Origin of the sequence: Streptomyces sp. SID14436 (genome assembly GCF_010548465.1) — a bacterium.
In the GTDB taxonomy this organism is placed as follows: domain Bacteria; phylum Actinomycetota; class Actinomycetes; order Streptomycetales; family Streptomycetaceae; genus Streptomyces.
Map to the genome: position 1 here is coordinate 1 of NZ_JAAGMD010000850.1, position 18210 is coordinate 18210.

Consider the following 18210-nt stretch of genomic DNA (forward strand, 5'->3'; position numbering starts at 1 on the left):
TCCCGGCGGCCCGGCGCGCTCGCGGCGGGGCGGGCGGCACGTCACCATGGCACCTGGGGGCGGGCCGCACTCGTCATTCCCGTGTTCCGGAGGACCGCCGTGAGCATCCTGGTGCCCGTCGTGTTCGCGCTGGCCGCCGCCTTCAGCAACGCGCTCGCCACCGTCCTCCAGCGCAAGGCGGCCCTGACGGTGCCCCGGTCCGACACCCTGCGGGCCGGGCTCATGCTGGACCTGCTGCGCCGTCCGGTCTGGCTCGCCGGCATCGCCGCCGTGATCGCCGCGGCCGTCTGCCAGGCGGTCGCGCTCGCCACGGGGCCGCTGACGGTGGTCCAGCCGCTGCTGGTGATGGAGCTCCCGCTCGCCCTGGTCATCGGCACCGTCCTGCTGCGCGGCGGACTGTCCCGGGCGGGCTGGACGGCCGTCCTCGCCGTCGTGGCCGGACTCGTCGTCGCCCTCGGCGCCGCCTCCCCCTCGGGCAACCGGACGCACGTGCCGATGGACCGGTGGATCCCCGCGCTCGCCGTCTGCGCCGGCGTGATCGCCGCGCTGGTGGCCGCCGCGCTCCGCCGCCCCGAGGGCCGGGCCCGCGCTGCCTGCTTCGGGCTGGCCACCGCCGTCGCCTACGCGGTGACGGCGGCGCTGATGAAGGCGTCCATGCACACGCTCGACGACGGCGGGCTCACCGCGTTCCTCACCGCCTGGCAGACCTACGGCTTCGCGCTCTTCGGGGCGGCCGCGCTGTTCTTCCTGGAGAACGCGCTGCAGTCGGGCCCGCTGGTCGCCTCACAGCCCGCGATCACGCTGGGCGACGCGGGACTGAGCCTGGCCCTCGGGCTCACCCTCTACGCCGAGTACGTGCGGTCCGGCTGGTGGCTGGTGCCCCAGCTGCTGGGCGTCGCCCTGATCGCCGGGGGCGTCTTCGCGCTCGCCAGACTGCCCCAGGCCCGCGTGCTGGCCGGGGAGGACCGCGCCACCGTCGGCGCCGAGCCGCCCTGAACCCCCGCCCGAGCGGCCCGCCGTCGGATCCCTCTGCGGCGCGTCGCCGCCGACGCGCGGGCGCCCGGACCCGGTGTCACGCTGGTACGGACCGCGGACCGCGTGAAGGGATTCGCCGTGATCATCAACGACCGCACCCCCGGCTCCCCCTGCTGGCTCGACCTCGGGACCCCCGACGTACCAGCCGCCGCGGCCTTCTACGGCGCCGTGTTCGGCTGGGAGTACCAGCCCATGGACGGCGGCGGTGAGGACATGGAAGGCGGGATGTTCCAGAAGGACGGCAAGACCGTCGCCGGGCTCGGCAAGCTCACCGAGGAGGGTGCTCGGTCCGCCTGGATGATCTACTACACCGTCGCCGACGCGGACGACACGACCGGCGCCGTCGAGCGGGCGGGCGGCACCGTCCGGGTGGAGCCGAGGGACCTCGGCGAGTGGGGCAGGATGGCGCAGTACAGCGACCCGCTCGGCGCCCAGTTCGCCGTCTGGCAGCCGGGCCGGAACGCGGGCTTCGAGCTGGTGGAGGAACCCGGCTCGCTGTGCTGGACCGAGCTGTACACCACGGACGCGGCGGCCGCGCAGGAGTTCTACGGCGAGGTCCTCGGCTGGCAGTTCAGCGACATGCCGATGCCGGGCGGCGAGGGCGCGTACACGCTGATCACCCCGGCCGGACTGCCCGAGGAGCGCATGCACGGCGGCCTCATGCAGGTCGCCGCCGGCGACCTGGCGGAGACCGGCGGGCGGCCGTACTGGCACCCTGTGTTCGCGGTCACCGACTGCGACGCGGCCGTGGACCTGGTCACCGGGAACGGCGGCAGCGTGCGGACGGGGCCCGACGACGCGGAGGGCGTCGGCCGGCTGGCCGTCTGCGCCGACCCGGCGGCGGCGGACTTCGTGGTGCTGGCACCCGCCCCCCGCTGACCCGGCGGAACGAGGGCCGCCGCCCGACCGGGCGGCGGGGGTGGAGCGTACGTTCGTACGCTCCGGGTTGTAGTGTCCTCCGCATGACTGTTGACGTACTGCGCCGGCCTGCCCTGGCCGAACGGCAGGCCCGGGTGGCCGTCGCCGCGTTGTTCTTCACCAACGGGGCCCTCTTCGCCAACCTCCTGCCGAGGTATCCGCAGATCAAGGCGGATCTGGGCATCGGCAACGCCGCCTACGGTCTGGCCGTCGCGGCCTTCCCGACCGGCGCCATCGCGGCCGGCCTCGCGGCCGGGGTGCTCATCCGACGGCTGGGCTCGGCGCGGGTCGCGGTCGCCAGTACGATCCTGACCGGCGTCGGCATCCTCGCCGCCGGAACCTCCGGCACGGTGATGTGGTTCGCCGCCGCGCTGTTCGTGGCCGGAGCGATGGACGCGATCACCGACGTCGCCCAGAACGCCCACGCCCTGCGTGTGCAGCGCCGCTACGGCCGCTCCATCATCAACTCCTTCCACGCCATCTGGTCCATCGGCGCGGTCACCGGCGGCTCCATGGCCGCCGCCGCGATCGCCCTCGACCTGTCCCTGGGCGTGCACCTGCTGATATCGGCGGGACTGTTCGCGGCCGTGGCGCTCGTCGCCCTGCGGTACTGCCTGCCCGGGCCGGACACCGAGCCCGCGGCGGACGGCGACGGGGGAGCGGACCGGCGGTCCACGGGCCGCCCGGCGGCCGGTCCGCGCACCGCCTACGTGCTGGCGGCGCTCGTCGTGATCGCCACCGCCGGCACCCTGGTCGAGGACGCGGGCAACTCCTGGGCCGCGCTCTACCTCTCCGACTCCCTGCGCGCGTCCGCCGCGCTCGCCGCGTCCGGATACATCGCCCTGGTGGGCGCCCAGTTCGTCGGGCGTCTCGTCGGCGACCGGCTCGTGGACCGCTTCGGGCAGCGTGCCGTGGCCCGGGCCGGCGGTCTCGTCGCCGCGGCCGGCATGGGCCTGGCGCTGGCCGTGCCCACGGTCGGCGGGACCGTCCTCGGCTTCGCGGCCGCCGGGTTGGGTGTGGCCACGCTCGTCCCGGCCGCGATGCAGGCCGCCGACGAACTTCCCGGCCTGAAGCCGGGATCGGGCCTGACGATCGTCTCCTGGCTCATGCGCCTGGGCTTCCTGCTCTCCCCGCCGGTCGTCGGCCTGGTCGCGGACGCGACCAGCCTGCGCGTGGGCCTGACGGTGGTGCCGCTCGCCGGAGTCGTCGTGCTGCTGCTCGCCGGAGTGCTGGCGACCCGGCGCCGGTGAATCCGGCGCCGGTCCGGCCGCGTTGGAGCGTACGGGCGTACGCTCCGGCCGGTAGGCTCGGGCCATGCCGACGGACCACTTCGCGCACGACCCCCGCACGAACCTCGAACGCATGCAGGCGGGTGACCTCTACATCGCCGACGACCCGGAGATCGCCCGCCGCCAGCAGCGGGCCGTGCGCCTGGCCGCCCGCTACCAGGCCGCCTTCGCCGAGGACGCCGGGGCGGCGCGGCCCCTGCTGGAAGAACTCCTCGGCTCGCTCGGCGAGCAGGCCGAGGTCCGGCCGCCGCTGTACGTCGACTACGGCAGCAACATCACCATCGGTGCCCGCACCTTCGTCAACTACAACCTGACCGCCCTGGACGTCGCGGCGATCACCGTCGGCGCGGACTGCCAGATCGGGCCCAACGTGCAACTGCTCACCCCCACACACCCGCTGGAGCCGCAGCCGCGCCGCGACAAGCTGGAGGCCGCCCGGCCCATCACCATCGGGGACAACGTGTGGCTGGGCGGCGGGGTCATCGTGCTGCCGGGCGTGACCATCGGCGACGACTCCGTGATCGGCGCCGGCTCGGTGGTGACCAGGGACGTGCCGGCCGGTGTCGTCGCGGTCGGGAGTCCGGCCCGGCCGGTCCGCACCCTCTGAGGCGGCGGGCATGGCCACCGGGTACACCGATCCGCGGCGCCGCGAACGCATCCTCGACGCCACGCTGGACCTGATCGCCGACGAGGGCATCGCCCGGGTGTCCCACCGGAGGATCGCGAGCCGGGCCGGGGTGCCGCTGGGCTCGATGACCTACCACTTCGAGGGCATCGACCACCTGCTGAAGGAGGCGTTCGGCCGCTTCACGGACCACATCGTCGCCGTCTTCGACACCCACCTCGCGGCCGCCGCCGACCGTGCCGGGGCCCGGGAGGCGGTCGTCGACCTGGTGCACACCCTGTCCGAGGGCAGCCGGCGCGACCTCGTGCTCACCCAGGAGCTCTACACCCTGGCGGCCCGCCAGCCCGCGTACCGCGAACTCACCCACGAGTGGATGCGCCGCAGCCGCGTGCACCTGGAGAAGCACTTCGATCCGGACACCGCCCGTCAGCTCGACGCCCTCATCGAGGGACTGACCCTCCACCGGGCCCTGGCCCGGGAGCCGCACGGGCGCGCCCTGACCCGCGAGGCGGTCGCCCGGATCACCGGACCGGACGGGGGCTGACGGCGGTGGACGGAGCGGTCCGCGCCGGTCAGGCGGAGGGGGCCTGCGGCGCGGCCGGCGGGTCCTGCCGGCCGCGGATCAGGCTCTCCACGCCGTCGAGCAGCCGTTCCAGGCCGAACTCGAAGTCGTAGTCCGGGTTGTCGTCGTCCTCGAAGACGCCGGCCTCGACCACGTCGTGCAGGTGCGGATGGCTGCGGGCGTCGATGAGGCGGCGCAGCAGAGCGCCGTAGCCGCGTAGGTCGTCGCCCGGCAGGCCGGTGGTGCCGTCGCGGACGTGTTCGCCGGGCCCGCCGGGCACCTCGCCGCGGCCGGCGTGCTGGTCGCCTTCGTGCTGGCCTTCTCCTGGCTGGCGGCCGCGGTCGGCCTGCTCGCCGGGTCACCGGAGGCGGCGAGCGGCTTCACCTTCCTGGTGCTCTTCCTGCCGTACCCGAGCAGCGCGTTCGTCCCCATCGACACCATGCCGTCCTGGCTGCACGGCTTCGCCGAGCACCAGCCGGTCACCCCCGTCATCGAGGCCCTGCGCGGACTCCTCCTGGACCAGCCGGTGGGCAACGCCCCCTGGACGGCGCTGGCCTGGTGCGCGGGCATCACCGCCGTGTCGGTCGCCCTGGCCGGAATCCGCTTCCGGCGGCGCACCGGGGGCTGAGCGGGCGCCGCGGAGCGTACCCCCACGGGTCCTGCCGCGCAGGATGCGCTCCCCGTGAGGGGGCCGTTCGAGCGAACATGCTGAATGTTCCGTTTGATGTGCTTAACATCCTTGATGTCCCGGGTAAGGATGGGTCAGTTTTGACCCTTTCCAGCCAAGGAGCTACCTATGGCGGAACGCACTGCACGACGGCGGGGCTACAAAGAGGGCCTCGGCGGCGAGATGGTGGCAGAGTTTCTCGGAACATTCGTCCTGATCCTCTTCGGGCTCGGGTCAGTGGCCGTCGCGGTGGTCGGTCTGCCCGGCTCCGGCCGGCAGGCGGTGGACTTCGGCCCCGCCAACTGGCTCATCATCGCCTGGGGCTGGGGCCTCGCGGTCGTCTTCGGCGTGTACGTGGCCGGCGGCATCAGCGGCGCCCACCTCAACCCCGCGGTGACCCTCGGATTCGCGGTACGCAGGGACTTCCCGTGGAACAAGGTGCCGGCCTACTGGCTGGCGCAGGTCTTCGGAGCCTTCGTCGCCGCCGCGCTCGTCTACGCGAGCTACCGGTGGGCCATCGACGCCGCGAACGCGGACGCGGGCATCCCACGCGACGAGTCGCTCGCCACCTACTCCATCTTCGCGACCTTCCCCGCCGAGTACTTCGGCAACTCGTGGTGGGGTCCGCTGCTCGACCAGATCATCGGCACAGGAATGCTGCTGATGCTGATCTGCGCCGTCATCGACACCCGCAACACCGCACCCATGGCCAACCTCGGCCCGTTCATCATCGGCCTGATCGTCGTCGCGATCGGCCTCACCTTCGGCACGAACGCCGGCTACGCGATCAACCCGGCCCGCGACTTCGGCCCACGCCTGTTCACCTTCTTCGAGGGCTGGGGCGACATCGCGCTACCCGGCACCTTCGGCTGGTTCAGCGGCTACTGGTGGATCCCCATCGTCGGACCGCTCATCGGCGGCGCCATCGGCGTCCTGGTGTACGACTGGCTCATCGGACCGCTGATCAAGGCCCGCACCGTGCAGGCCGAGGAGCGCGAGGAAGGCCCCGCGACCCCCGAGCCGTAGGAATCCCCCGCCTCCGTCCGGCCCCGCGCCGGCCGGGGGCGCGCCCCATCCGCCGGACAGGGGTGCCACCGGCGCGACGCGGTACCCCACCGGGAGACAACGCATCAGGAGAAGAGGCGGCAGACCATGCCCGAATTCGTCGGCGCGGTGGACCAGGGGACCACCAGCACGCGCTTCATGATCTTCGACCACTCAGGCAACGAGGTGGGCAAGCACCAGCTCGAACACCGGCAGATCCTGCCCAAGTCGGGCTGGGTCGAACACGACCCGGTGGAGATCTGGGAACGCACCAACACCGTGATCCAGAACGCCCTGCGCACCGCCGGGCTCACCGCGAACGACCTCAGGGCGATCGGCATCACCAACCAGCGCGAGACCACCGTGGTCTGGGACCCGCGCACCGGACGCCCGTACTACAACGCCATCGTCTGGCAGGACACCCGCACCGACAGCATCGCCGCCGCCCTCGAACGCGACGGCCACGGCGACACCATCCGTCACAAGGCGGGCCTGCCGCCGGCCACCTACTTCTCCGGCGGCAAGATCAAGTGGCTGCTGGAGAACGTCGAGGGGTTGCGGGAGGCCGCCGAGGCTGGCCACGCCCTCTTCGGCAACACCGACGCCTGGGTGCTGTGGAACCTCACCGGCGGCCCCAACGGCGGCGTGCACGCCACCGACGTCACCAACGCCAGCCGCACCATGCTGATGAACCTGGAGACGCTGGACTGGGACGACGAGCTGCTGGAGATCTTCGGCATCCCGCGCGCGATGCTGCCGGTGATCAACCCCTCGTCGCACCCGGAGGCGTTCGGCCAGGCCCGCACCTCCCGGCCGCTCAACGCCGCCGTGCCGATCACCGGCGTCCTGGGCGACCAGCACGCCGCCACCGTGGGCCAGGTCTGCTTCGCCCCCGGCGAGGCCAAGAACACCTACGGCACCGGCAACTTCCTGGTCCTCAACACCGGGACCGAACTGGTCCGTTCGCAGCACGGGCTGCTCACCACCGTCGCCTACCAGTTCGCCGGCCAGCCCGCCGTCTACGCGCTCGAGGGGTCGATCGCCGTCACCGGAGCCGCCGTGCAGTGGCTGCGGGACCAGCTGAAGATCATCCAGACCGCGCCGGACAGCGAGCCGCTCGCCCGCTCGGTGGAGGACAACGGGGGCATGTACTTCGTGCCGGCCTTCTCCGGGCTGTTCGCCCCGTACTGGCGCTCCGACGCCCGCGGCGCGATGGTGGGCCTCGCCCGCTACAACACCAACGCGCACATCGCCCGGGCGACGCTGGAGGCCATCTGCTACCAGAGCCGCGACGTGGTCGACGCGATGGAGCGGGACTCGGGCGTGCACCTCGACGTCCTCAAGGTCGACGGCGGGGTCACCGCCAACGACCTGTGCATGCAGATCCAGGCCGACGTGCTCGGCGTCCCCGTCAGCCGGCCGGTGGTCGCCGAGACCACCGCCCTGGGCGCCGCCTACGCGGCCGGGCTCGCCACCGGCTTCTGGAACGACACCGACGAGCTGCGCTCGCACTGGCAGGAGTCGAAGCGCTGGGAACCGCAGTGGAGCGAGGAACAGCGCCAGGAGGGCTACGAGGGCTGGAAGAAGGCCGTCGAGCGCACCCTGGACTGGGTCAAGATCACCTGACGGAGCGGGCGGCCGGACCCGCGGGGACCTCCGGCGGCACGCGCGGGACGGGGCGGACGGCTCAGCGATCCGCGATGTCCTCGCGCAGGCCGTCGGAGAACTCCCACCACGCCAGCGGGAGCCAGTCGCCCTTGACGAAGGCGTCGACGGTGGCTCCCCGGCCACGGACGGTGACGGTCGTGCCCGGCGGGTAGGTGGTGCCGGACAGTCCCGGCACGGGGACCAGCAGCGTCCCCAGTCGTTGAGCTGACATTTCTCGGTCACTCTCGTGCTGTGCCCACGCGGGGCACGGAAGCATTGCGTTCACGGGGACATTACCGATTTGCCCCCCGCAGAGGGCCGGAGAACCATGAGAGATGGGTCACGCGTACCGAGCGGCTGGGGCGCGTGACGCACCACCGCGCGTTTCTCCGACGGAGGGAGCGGCCATGAAGGCCGTCGTTTACCAGGGGCCCTTCAGCGTCTCGGTCGAGGAAGTCGACAAGCCCGCCATCCAGCATCCCAACGATGTGCTCGTGAAGGTCACCTCCACCGCGATATGCGGCTCCGACCTGCACATGTACGAGGGCCGCACCGCGGCCGAACCCGGCATCGTCTTCGGTCACGAGAACATGGGCATCGTCGAGGAGGTCGGCGACGGGGTCACCACACTCAAGGAGGGCGACCGGGTCGTCATGCCCTTCAACGTCGCCTGCGGATTCTGCCGGAACTGCGCCGAGGGATTCACCGGATACTGCACGACCGTCAATCCCGGATTCGCGGGCGGCGCCTACGGATATGTCTCCATGGGGCCGTGGCAGGGAGGCCAGGCGGAATACCTGAGGGTGCCCTACGCCGACTTCAACTGCCTGAAACTCCCCGAGGGAACCGAGCACGAGACCGACTTCGTGCTGCTCGCCGACATCTTCCCCACCGGCTACCACGGCTGCGAACTCGCCCAGGTGCGCCCCGGGGAGAGCGTGGCGGTGTACGGAGCGGGACCGGTCGGTCTGATGGCCGCGTACTCGGCCATGCTGCGCGGCGCCAAGCAGGTGTTCGTCGTCGACCGGGTCGCGGAGCGGCTGCAGAAGGCCGAGGAGATCGGCGCCACGCCGATCGACTTCTCCCAGGGCGACCCCGTGGAGCAGATCAAGGACCAGACCGACGGCGTCGGCACCGACAAGGGCGTCGATGCGGTCGGCTACCAGGCGACCGCCGGCGGCTCCGGCGAGGAGGAGCCCGCCGTTGTGCTGAACTCGCTGGTCGGCACCGTGCGGCCCACCGGCGCGCTCGGAGTGCCGGGTCTGTACGTCCCGGCGGACCCGGGAGCCCCCGACGAGCAGGCCAAGCAGGGCATGCTCCTCGTCGCGATCGGCAAGCTGTTCGAGAAGGGCCTGCGGGTCGGCACGGGTCAGTGCAACGTGAAGCGCTACAACCGGCACCTGCGCGACATGATCATCGAGGGCCGGGCGAAGCCCAGCTTCGTCGTCTCCCACGAGCTCGGACTGGACGAGGCGGCCGACGCCTATGACAAGTTCGACAAGCGGGTGGACGGCTACACGAAGGTCGTGTTGCACCCCTGAGACGGGGCACCCGGTTCCGGCCCGCGGGAGGTGAGACCCGCGGGCCGGGCCATGCCCCGCGGAGGTCACTCCGTTGCCGCGCCGCCGTCGGCGGTCCGCCGGGCAGGCCGTGAAAAGCGCTGATACGTTCCGTTTCGAGCGGTACGTCCCGGAAAGGAATGCGGCCACGTCCCCCAACGGCAACGGGCCCGAGCCCGAGTTCTCAGCAGTCCGACGCCACACCCGGCTCTTCCGCGCCGCCCAGCGTCGCCGGCACCCGAGGCTGCGCCGGTCGGACATCACGGTGACGGACGAGCGGGCGGTCAAGCGTGCGGTGAAGGCCGCCTCGCTCGGCAACGCCATGGAGTGGTTCGACTTCGGCATCTACGCCTATCTGGCGGGCACCATCGGCCGGGTCTTCTTCCCCTCCGGCAACGAGACGGTGCAGCTGCTGTCGTCGTTCGCCACCTTCGCGGTCGCCTTCCTCGTGCGACCGCTCGGCGGCATGGTCTTCGGCCCGATGGGCGACAAGATCGGCCGCAAGAAGGTCCTGGCCCTGACGATGATCCTCATGGCGGTCGGCACCGCCGCCATCGGCATGCTCCCCACGTACGCGGCCGTCGGCTTCTGGTCCCCCGCCCTGCTGATCGTCTTCCGCCTGCTGCAGGGCTTCTCCACCGGCGGCGAGTACGGCGGCGCCTCGACCTTCATCGCGGAGTACGCCCCGGACAAGCGGCGCGGCTACTTCGGCAGCTTCCTGGAGCTGGGGACGCTGGCCGGGTACACCGGCGCCGCCGGCCTGGTCACCGCGCTCACCGCGTGGCTGGGCAGCGACACCATGGACGCCTGGGGCTGGCGCATCCCGTTCCTGATCGCCGGACCGCTCGGCATCGTCGGCATCTACCTGCGGCTCAAGCTCGACGACACTCCCGCCTACCTGAAGCTGGAACAGGAGACCGTCCGGGTGTCCGACGCCGCCGACGCGGTGGAGACCACCGCCCGCGGCGGACTCGCCCGCGTCTTCCGCGAGCAGTGGCGCACGCTGGTGCTGTGCATCGCCCTGGTCGGTGCCTACAACATCACCGACTACATGCTGCTGTCGTACATGCCGACGTACCTCTCGGACGAGCTGCACTACAGCGAGTCCCACGGACTGCTGATCCTGGTGGCCACGATGGTCGTCCTCATGCTGATCATCAACCGGGTGGGCATCCTGTCCGACCGGTTCGGCCGCAAGCCCCTGCTCATGACGGGCATGCTGGGCTTCTTCTTCCTTTCCGTCCCCGCGTTCCTGCTGGTCCAGCAGGGCAGCCTGCTCGCCGTCTCGGCCGGCATGCTGATGCTCGGCCTGTCCCTGGTCTGCCTGCTGGGCACCATGTCGGCCGCGCTGCCGGCCATGTTCCCGACGTCGGTGCGCTACGGCTCCCTGTCCGTGGGCTACAACCTGTCGGCGTCGCTGTTCGGCGGCACCACGCCCCTGGTCATCACGGCCCTGATCGGCGCGACCGGCTCGGACATGATGCCCGCCTACTACGCGATGGCGGCGGCCCTGGTCGGCGTGATCGCGGTGGCCTGCATGAAGGAGACCGCCCAGCAGCCGCTGGAAGGCTCACCGCCCTCGGTTCAGACACCGGCGGAGGCCGCCGAGATCGTCGAGGCGCAGGCGCCCACGCCGAGGTTCTGAGGGGCGCGAAAACGGCCCGGGGAGCGGCGCGTCGAGGGCCCTCCCCGGCGCGGCGCGGGGCCGCTCAGGACGACTCGCGCACCACCAGTTCCGTCGGCAGCGTCACCTGGCGGCGGGGCGCGCCGTTGCGGGTGATGTCGGTGAGGATCCGCACCATGGTCCGGCCCAGTTCCTCCACCGGCTGGCGCACCGTCGTCAGCGGGGGATTGGTGTGGCGGGCGAGGACGGAGTCCTCGAATCCGACGACGGCGACGTCTTCCGGAACCCGGCGTCCCCGGCGCCGGAGTTCGGCCAGCGCGCCGACCGCCATCAGGTCGGAGGCGGCGAAGACGGCGTCCAGATCCGGCGCGCGTTCAAGAAGCGAACACATCGCGCGGCTGCCGCTCTCCTCGGTGAAGTCACCCGTCTCGACCAGGAGTTCGTCGGCGGTCAGGCCCGCCTCGGCGTGGGCGTCGCGCCAGCCGGCGAGCCGGCTCCGGCCCACGTCCATGTCGTGCGGGCCGGTGATCGTCGCGATCCTCCGGCGGCCCCTGTGCAGCAGGTGCCGGACCGCCACGAGGGCGCCGCCGGCGTTGTCGGAGTCGACGTAGCTGAGCTGTTCGCCGGCGTCGCGGCGGCCGGCCAGCACGGTGGGCAGGCCCATCTCCTCCAGCATGCCCGGCAGCCGGTCGTCGGCGTGGACGGAGACGAGGAGGACCCCGTCCACCCGGCGCGTGGCCACCGACTCGGTGAGCTGGTCCCGTTCGGCCTGGTCGCGCACCAGCATCAGCTGGAGCTGGGTCCGGGTCTCGGTCAGGGCGCCGCTGACGCCCCTGATCAGCGCGGCGAAGAACGGCTCCGAGCCGAGCCTGCTCTCGGACTCCGGGATGACCAGCGCCACGGCGTCGGTGCGGTTGGTGACCAGTCCGCGGGCGACCGAGTTCGGGACGTAGTTGAGCTCCTTGATCGCCTCCAGGACGCGGGTGCGGACCTCGGCGCTGACCAGGTCGGAGCCGTTGACGACACGGGACACCGTGGTGCGGCCGACGCCGGCGCGGGCGGCGACGGTCTTGATCGTGGGACGGCGGTTCCCCGTCATGTGCTCCCCCCTGGGGCCTGTCGTTCGGATCATGCCGCGGACGCGGGGCCGGGCGCGCGCCAGGCGACGCCGGCCGCGGAGTGACCGGCGACAAGTCTTGCAGATGTCGCGCGGTGGCCGGTGCCGAGGTGGGGCGGAACCGGCGGCGGACAGCGGTCCGCGACGAAGAGTTGCGTTCAAGTTATTGACATACGAGCCGCCGCACATGAGTCTTCGTTGCATCGATGGGCACGTTCCCACCCCGAAGTGGGAACGTACCCACCTCATTTTTCAGAGCCGCTGTAGTCATCGCAGACCTCGTCACTCCGGTGTGTCAGCGCCGTCGCTAGGAGGAGATCCATGGGCAGTACCGGTTCGATGCGTTCGAAGGCGGTGGCGGCGGTCGCTGCCGTCGGCGCGCTGACGCTGGTCGTCGGCTGCAGCAGCGGTGACGACTCGGCCACCGGTGGGGGCAAGAAGGACGGCAAGGTCACCATCACCATGGGCCTGTACGGGGTCATGGGCATCAAGGAGACCGGCCTCCTGGAGAAGTACGAGAAGGAGAATCCGGGCGTCGAGATCAAGGCGGAGATCGCCGGTGACGAGCAGACGTACTACACGGCGCTGCAGACCCGGCTCGCGGCCGGCAAGGGCCTGAAGGACATCCAGGGCATCGAGATCGGCCGGGCCAAGGAGATCACCGAGACGCAGGCGGACAAGTTCGCCGACTTCTCCGGGGTGACGGGCACCGACCACTTCCTGCCGTGGAAGGAGTCCCAGATCAGCACCGCCGACGGCAAGGTGCTCGGGCTGGGCACCGACATCGGTCCCATGGCCGTCTGTTACCGCAAGGACTACTTCGAGCAGGCCGGTCTGCCCACCGACCGCGAGGAGGTCGCCAAGCTCTGGGAGGGCGACTGGGCCAAGTACGTCGAGGCCGGCCGCGACTTCAAGAAGGGCTTCAAGGGCAAGAACGTGGCCTACATGGACGCGGCCAGCGGCCTGTTCAACGCCATGGTCTACGGCCACCCCGAGCAGTACTACAACGAGCAGGGCGACCTGATCTACGACAAGAACCCCGTCGTCAAGGACGCGTGGAACCTCGCCGCCGACGCCGCCGAGGACGGTCTGACGGCCAAGCTGCGCCAGTTCCAGCCCGGCTGGGACCCGGGCCTGGCCAACGGCACCTTCGCCACGGCCGTCTGCCCGGCGTGGATGCTCAGCCACATCAGCGAGAAGGCCGGCGACGCCAACAAGGGCAAGTGGGACGTCGCCCGGGCCCCCAAGGGCGCCAACTGGGGCGGCTCCTTCCTCGGCGTGATCGAGCAGAGCCCGGTGAAGGAGGAGGCCCAGAAGCTGGTCGCGTGGCTGACCGCGCCCGAGCAGCAGGCCCACATCTTCAAGGAGATCGGCAACATCCCGTCCTCACAGAAGGCCCTGGACACCGACGAGGTGAAGGGCGCCACCTCCGAGTACTTCAGCGACGCGCCGATCGGGCAGATCTTCGGTGCCGCCGCCCAGGAGATCCCCGACAAGCAGGTCCTCGGCCGCAAGGACGGCACGATCAAGGACACCTTCTCGCAGGGCCTGACGCTGATCGAGCAGCAGGACACCCCGCGTGACGAGGCGTGGAAGACCACCGCGGAGCGCATCGAGAAGGCGGTCGGCTGACCTGCCTCCCCCCTCGGCCGTCCGGGCCCGTCCGCCCTCCGGCGGCGGGCCCGGGGCCGGGGACCGGGATCACGCATTCGCACCCAGGAAGGAAAGACGGTTGGCCACCTCCACCACCAAGGCCCCGGCCGGCGAGGAGCCGCCGGGCCCGCCGCCCGGCAAGGGCGGCGAGAGCACCCCCCGCAGGCGCGGCGCACTGCTGCACCTGCTGGACGTCAAGGGCGCCCCGTACGCGTTCGTCGCCCCGTTCTTCGTCGTGTTCGCCGCCTTCAGTTTCTACCCCCTCGTCTACACGTCGTGGATCTCGCTGCACCAGGTGGAGCTGGCCACTCTCGACGTCATGGAGTGGGTCGGGTTCGACAACTACGTCGAACTGTGGAGCGACGAGCGGTTCTGGAACGCGCTGGGCAACACCATCACCATCGGCGTCATCTCCACGGTGCCCCAGCTGCTGATGGCGCTCGGCCTCGCCCACCTGCTCAACTACCGCATGCGGGCCTCGCTGTTCTTCCGCGTGGCCTCGCTGGTGCCCTACGCCACGTCGGTCGCCGCCGCCGCCCTCGTGTTCACCATGATCTTCGAGCGCGACTTCGGCATGATCAACTGGGCGCTGGGCACGGTGGGCATCGACCCGGTGGACTGGGAGGCCGACAAGTGGCCCGCCCAGGTCGCCATCTCCACCATCGTCATCTGGCGCTGGACCGGCTACAACGCCCTGCTCTACCTCGCCGCCATGCAGGCCATCCCGGCCGACCGGTACGAGGCGGCGTCCCTCGACGGGGCCTCCCGCTGGAAGCAGTTCACCCACGTCACGGTGCCCGGCATCCGCTCCACCATCGTCTTCACCATCGTGCTCTCCACGATCGGCGCCACCCAGCTGTTCGGTGAGCCGCTGATCTTCGGGCAGGGACCCAACGGCGTCACCGGCGGCGCCGACAACCAGTACCAGACGCTGGGCCTGCTGCTGTACGAGGAGGGCTGGAAGAACTACCAGATGGGCCGCTCGGCGACCGTCGCCTGGGCGATGTTCCTGCTGCTCGTCCTCGTCTTCGTGGCGCAGCGCCTGATCAAGCGCCTGCGCTCCCGCACGTCCTGACCTGGAGTCGCCATGACCACCCACAGCCTCCCGGCCCGGACCGAGACGCCGGACCGGCCCCCCGCCCCGACACCGCCGGGCCGCGGCGGCCGCCGGCTGCTGCGCCAGCGCGCCGGCCGCCAGCACCACGCGGGCCCGCTCGCCTACGTCCTGCTCGCCATCATGGCGATCCTGTCGATCTTCCCGCTCTACTGGACCATGGTGGCGGCCTCCACCGACAACACCCGGGTCAGCCAGACCCCGCCGCCGTTCCTGCCCGGCCCGAACCTGTTCAGCAACCTCGCCCGGGCCTGGGACGAGGCGGCCATGGGCAAGGCCATGATCAACAGCCTGATCGTGGCCGGTGTGATCGCGGTGTCCACGGTGATGTTCGCGACGCTCGCCGGATTCGCCTTCGCCAAACTCCGGTTCAAGGGCCGCAACGCCCTGCTGATGCTGGTGATCGGCACCATGCTGGTACCGCCGCAGCTCGGCGTGGTGCCGCTGTTCATGATGATGTCCGAGCTGGGCTGGTCGCAGCAGCTGCCGGCCGTCATCTTCCCCACGCTGGTCAGCGCGGTCGGCGTCTTCTTCATGCGGCAGTACCTCTCCGAGGCCCTGCCCGACGAACTGGTCGAGGCCGGCCGGGTCGACGGGGCGCACTCGCTGCGCATCTTCTGGAGCATCGTCCTGCCGGTCGCCCGGCCCGCCATGGCCGTCCTGTTCATGATCACCTTCGTGCACGCGTGGAACGACTTCTTCTGGCCGTTCGTGGTGCTCGACATGACCAACCCGACGGTCCCCGTCGCCCTCACCCAGCTCAGCGCCGGCTACGTCCGCGACCAGTCGCTGATCATGGCGGGCGCCCTGCTCGGCACCCTCCCGCTGCTGGCCATGTTCCTCGTGTTCGGCCGGCAGATCGTCAGCGGCATCATGGCCGGCGCCGTCAAGGGCTGACCCGCCGCGCCCGGCCCGTACCGCCCACCCCCACCACGCGTTCCGCGTGCGAACCCCCACCCCATCGAAAGGACTTACGTGGTCACCGCAGCACAGCCGACCGCGTCCGCCCCGGACGCAGCCCGCACCTTCCCCCAGGGCTTCCTCTGGGGTTCCGCGACGGCCTCCTACCAGATCGAGGGAGCCGCGACGGAGGACGGCCGCACACCGTCCATCTGGGACACCTACGCCCGCACCCCCGGCCGGGTCCGCAACGGCGACACCGGCGACATCGCCACCGACCACTACCACCGCTGGCGCGAGGACGTCGCGCTCATGGCCGAACTCGGCCTGGGCGCCTACCGTTTCTCCCTGGCCTGGCCCCGCATCCAGCCCACCGGGCGCGGCCCCGCCGTCCAGAAGGGCCTCGACTTCTACCGGCGCCTCGCCGACGAACTGCTGGACAAGGGCATCAAGCCCGTCGCCACCCTCTACCACTGGGACCTGCCCCAGGAACTGGAGGACGCGGGCGGCTGGCCCGAGCGCGCCACGGCCGAACGGTTCGCCGAGTACGCCGCGCTCGCCGCGGACGCCCTCGGCGACCGGGTGCACACCTGGACCACCCTCAACGAGCCCTGGTGCAGCGCCTTCCTCGGCTACGGCTCCGGCGTCCACGCCCCCGGCCGCACCGACCCCGTGGCCGCCCTGCGCGCCGCCCACCACCTGAACCTGGGCCACGGCCTCGCCGTCCAGGCGCTGCGCGACCGGCTGCCGGCCGCCGCCCAGTGCTCCGTGACGCTGAACATCCACCACGTCCGCCCGCTCACCGGCAGCGACGGCGACACCGACGCGGCCCGCCGCATCGACGCCCTCGCCAACCGGGTGTTCACCGGCCCGATGCTCCAGGGCGCCTACCCGGAGGACCTGCTCAAGGACACCGCCGGGCTGACCGACTGGTCCTTCGTGCGCGACGGCGACCTCCGCGAGATCCACCAGCCGCTGGACTTCCTCGGCGTCAACTACTACACGCCCACCGTCGTCTCCGAGACCGACGGCAGCGGCACCCACACCTCCGACGGCCACGGCAACAGCGCCCACAGCCCCTGGCCGGGTGCCGACCGGGTCGCCTTCCACCAGCCGCCCGGCGAGACCACCGCCATGGGCTGGGCCGTCGACCCGACCGGCCTGTACGACCTGCTGCGCCGCCTGGCGTCGGACTTCCCGAGGACGCCGCTGGTCATCACGGAGAACGGCGCGGCCTTCGACGACTACGCCGACCCCGAGGGCCGGGTCAACGACCCCGCCCGGATCGCCTACGTGCGCGGCCACCTGGCCGCCGTCCACCGGGCCATCCAGGACGGCGCCGACGTGCGCGGCTACTTCCTGTGGTCGCTGTTGGACAACTTCGAGTGGGCCCACGGCTACAGCAAGCGGTTCGGCGCGGTCTACGTCGACTACCCGACCGGCACCCGCATCCCCAAGGCCAGCGCCCGCTGGTACGCGGAGGTGGCCCGCACCGGCGTCCTGCCCGGCGCCTGACCAGGCCCGGTGCGGCACCATTCCGCCGCCCCGCGCGGTGCCGCACCGCCGGACCGCCCCCGCTCCCGGAAGACCCGGGAGCGGGGGCGGTCCGCCGTCGTCACCCGGCGCCGCTGGGCGTCGGCTTCGGCGTACCGCCCGCCAGGACCTCCGTGAGCCGCGGAGTTCCCTGGGAGACCGCCGCGTCGGTGGAGTCGTGGTCGGCGCCGTCGAGTCCGCCGTTGGTCACGGTGATCGCGTTCGCGCCGACCTGGACGGCCGCCACGTCCAGCGTCAGCGTCACGGGGTCGCCGTCGCTGGTGCCCTTCACCGACACCGTCAGCCCCTGCCGCGCCTCGCCCTCCCCGGGCAGCGTCCGCTCCACGACCTGGACGGTGCGGTCGCCGTGGTCGCCGCCGGTCAGGGTGAACTCGTCGCAGGCCGAGGGCAGCGACTTCAGCCACTCCATGGACTGGTCCAGGTCGGCCTTCTCGTAGGCGGCGACCTGGTAGTACAGCCGGGAGTCGCCCTGCTCGAACCCGGTGGCCGCCGACGCCCCGGACGGGCTGCCGAGCAGGGTCTCGTCGTACAGCGAGTCCATCAGCCGCTTGCAGTCCTGTGCGTCGCTCTTGCCCGTCAGGAACTTCGCCGCGTCCACGTCGCCCAGGAGCAGGGAGTCCCGCCAGGTGCTCGGGTCCTTCACCGGGTTCCAGTCGTCCTCGAGGTCCGATTCGGTGATCAGGGCGCTGCGTGCGCCGGCCTTCGTCAGTTCCCCGCCGGGGGTGGAGGAGGGCGTCGTGCTCTGCGCGGCGGGCGGCCGTTCGGCCACCGTGGAGGCGGTCCCGGAGGCCGTCCCGGGGCTGTCGCTCCCGCCCGAGCAGGCCGCCGTGGCGAGCAGCGTCCCGGTGGCCAGGGCGGCGGCGAGGACCCGTAGGGGGCGGGTCGCCGCACGCCGTCCGGCC

17 protein-coding genes and 1 pseudogene are annotated in these 18210 nt (G+C 71.7%); 14 read left to right on the forward strand and 4 right to left on the reverse strand.

Going from position 1 to position 18210, the window contains the following annotated elements; all coding sequences use genetic code 11:
• Window positions 1–99 precede the first annotated feature (99 nt).
• The 5 genes from G3I53_RS31100 to G3I53_RS31120 all read left to right on the forward strand — a co-directional run bounded on the left by G3I53_RS31100 (window position 100) and on the right by G3I53_RS31120 (window position 4411).
• Window positions 100–996, forward strand: a complete 897-nt coding sequence (locus G3I53_RS31100; protein ID WP_164339140.1) for a DMT family transporter — start codon at window positions 100–102, stop codon at window positions 994–996.
• A gap of 117 nt (window positions 997–1113) precedes the next feature.
• Window positions 1114–1914 carry a VOC family protein gene (locus G3I53_RS31105; RefSeq protein ID WP_164339142.1) on the forward strand — a complete coding sequence of 267 codons (801 nt, stop codon included), beginning with the start codon at window positions 1114–1116 and terminating at the stop codon, window positions 1912–1914.
• 83 nt (window positions 1915–1997) lie between these two features.
• Window positions 1998–3203, forward strand: a complete 1206-nt coding sequence (locus tag G3I53_RS31110; RefSeq protein WP_164339137.1) for an MFS transporter — start codon at window positions 1998–2000, stop codon at window positions 3201–3203.
• 64 nt (window positions 3204–3267) lie between these two features.
• A complete protein-coding gene (locus G3I53_RS31115) occupies window positions 3268–3849 on the forward strand; it encodes a sugar O-acetyltransferase (protein WP_164339135.1) in 582 nt (193 codons plus the stop codon).
• Window positions 3850–3859: 10 nt separating this feature from the next.
• The gene (locus tag G3I53_RS31120; RefSeq protein ID WP_164339134.1) at window positions 3860–4411 is read left to right on the forward strand and encodes a TetR family transcriptional regulator; all 552 of its coding nucleotides are present in this window, start codon (window positions 3860–3862) and stop codon (window positions 4409–4411) included.
• Window positions 4412–4439: 28 nt separating this feature from the next.
• Here the strand turns inward: G3I53_RS31120 and G3I53_RS34630 are convergent, their stop codons facing one another.
• Entirely contained in the window at window positions 4440–4709 is a 270-nt protein-coding gene (locus G3I53_RS34630) for a TetR/AcrR family transcriptional regulator C-terminal domain-containing protein (RefSeq protein WP_164339132.1), read from the reverse strand.
• Here G3I53_RS34630 and G3I53_RS31130 point away from each other — a divergent pair.
• The 3 genes and pseudogenes from G3I53_RS31130 to glpK form a co-directional block, all read left to right on the forward strand.
• Window positions 4701–5057: pseudogene (locus G3I53_RS31130) on the forward strand (ABC transporter permease); the annotation flags it as partial. The gene G3I53_RS34630 and the pseudogene G3I53_RS31130 sit on opposite strands and share 9 nt — an antisense overlap.
• A 168-nt stretch (window positions 5058–5225) precedes the next feature.
• Entirely contained in the window at window positions 5226–6122 is an 897-nt protein-coding gene (locus G3I53_RS31135) for an MIP family channel protein (RefSeq protein WP_164339131.1), read from the forward strand.
• A gap of 126 nt (window positions 6123–6248) precedes the next feature.
• Window positions 6249–7766, forward strand: a complete 1518-nt coding sequence (gene glpK / locus G3I53_RS31140; protein WP_164339130.1) for a glycerol kinase GlpK — start codon at window positions 6249–6251, stop codon at window positions 7764–7766.
• Window positions 7767–7827: 61 nt separating this feature from the next.
• Here glpK and G3I53_RS31145 read toward each other — a convergent pair whose 3' ends face one another.
• Window positions 7828–8019 carry a hypothetical protein gene (locus G3I53_RS31145; RefSeq protein ID WP_164339129.1) on the reverse strand — a complete coding sequence of 64 codons (192 nt, stop codon included), beginning with the start codon at window positions 8017–8019 and terminating at the stop codon, window positions 7828–7830.
• A 175-nt stretch (window positions 8020–8194) separates the two neighbouring features.
• Between G3I53_RS31145 and G3I53_RS31150 the strand changes: the two genes are divergently transcribed.
• Window positions 8195–9328: a glutathione-independent formaldehyde dehydrogenase gene (locus G3I53_RS31150; protein ID WP_164339128.1), complete on the forward strand. Its 1134-nt coding sequence runs from the start codon at window positions 8195–8197 to the stop codon at window positions 9326–9328.
• A gap of 109 nt (window positions 9329–9437) precedes the next feature.
• On the forward strand, window positions 9438–10991 hold the full coding sequence (locus G3I53_RS31155) for an MFS transporter (protein ID WP_164339127.1): 1554 nt from the start codon (window positions 9438–9440) through the stop codon (window positions 10989–10991).
• 64 nt (window positions 10992–11055) lie between these two features.
• On the opposite strand, the gene G3I53_RS31160 is transcribed toward G3I53_RS31155, so the two are convergent.
• A complete protein-coding gene (locus G3I53_RS31160) occupies window positions 11056–12069 on the reverse strand; it encodes a LacI family DNA-binding transcriptional regulator (protein ID WP_164339126.1) in 1014 nt (337 codons plus the stop codon).
• Between the two features lie 339 nt (window positions 12070–12408).
• On the opposite strand from G3I53_RS31160, the gene G3I53_RS31165 reads away from it, so the two are divergent.
• The 4 genes from G3I53_RS31165 to G3I53_RS31180 all read left to right on the forward strand — a co-directional run bounded on the left by G3I53_RS31165 (window position 12409) and on the right by G3I53_RS31180 (window position 17269).
• Window positions 12409–13719: an extracellular solute-binding protein gene (locus tag G3I53_RS31165; RefSeq protein ID WP_164339125.1), complete on the forward strand. Its 1311-nt coding sequence runs from the start codon at window positions 12409–12411 to the stop codon at window positions 13717–13719.
• Window positions 13720–13819: 100 nt separating this feature from the next.
• The gene (locus G3I53_RS31170) at window positions 13820–14815 is read left to right on the forward strand and encodes a sugar ABC transporter permease (RefSeq protein WP_164339124.1); all 996 of its coding nucleotides are present in this window, start codon (window positions 13820–13822) and stop codon (window positions 14813–14815) included.
• A 12-nt stretch (window positions 14816–14827) separates the two neighbouring features.
• A complete protein-coding gene (locus tag G3I53_RS31175) occupies window positions 14828–15751 on the forward strand; it encodes a carbohydrate ABC transporter permease (RefSeq protein ID WP_164439006.1) in 924 nt (307 codons plus the stop codon).
• 78 nt (window positions 15752–15829) lie between these two features.
• A complete protein-coding gene (locus tag G3I53_RS31180; protein WP_164333754.1) occupies window positions 15830–17269 on the forward strand; it encodes a GH1 family beta-glucosidase in 1440 nt (479 codons plus the stop codon).
• A gap of 100 nt (window positions 17270–17369) precedes the next feature.
• On the opposite strand, the gene G3I53_RS31185 is transcribed toward G3I53_RS31180, so the two are convergent.
• The coding region (locus G3I53_RS31185) for a hypothetical protein (protein WP_239064202.1) at window positions 17370–18210 on the reverse strand (841 nt) is incomplete at its 5' end.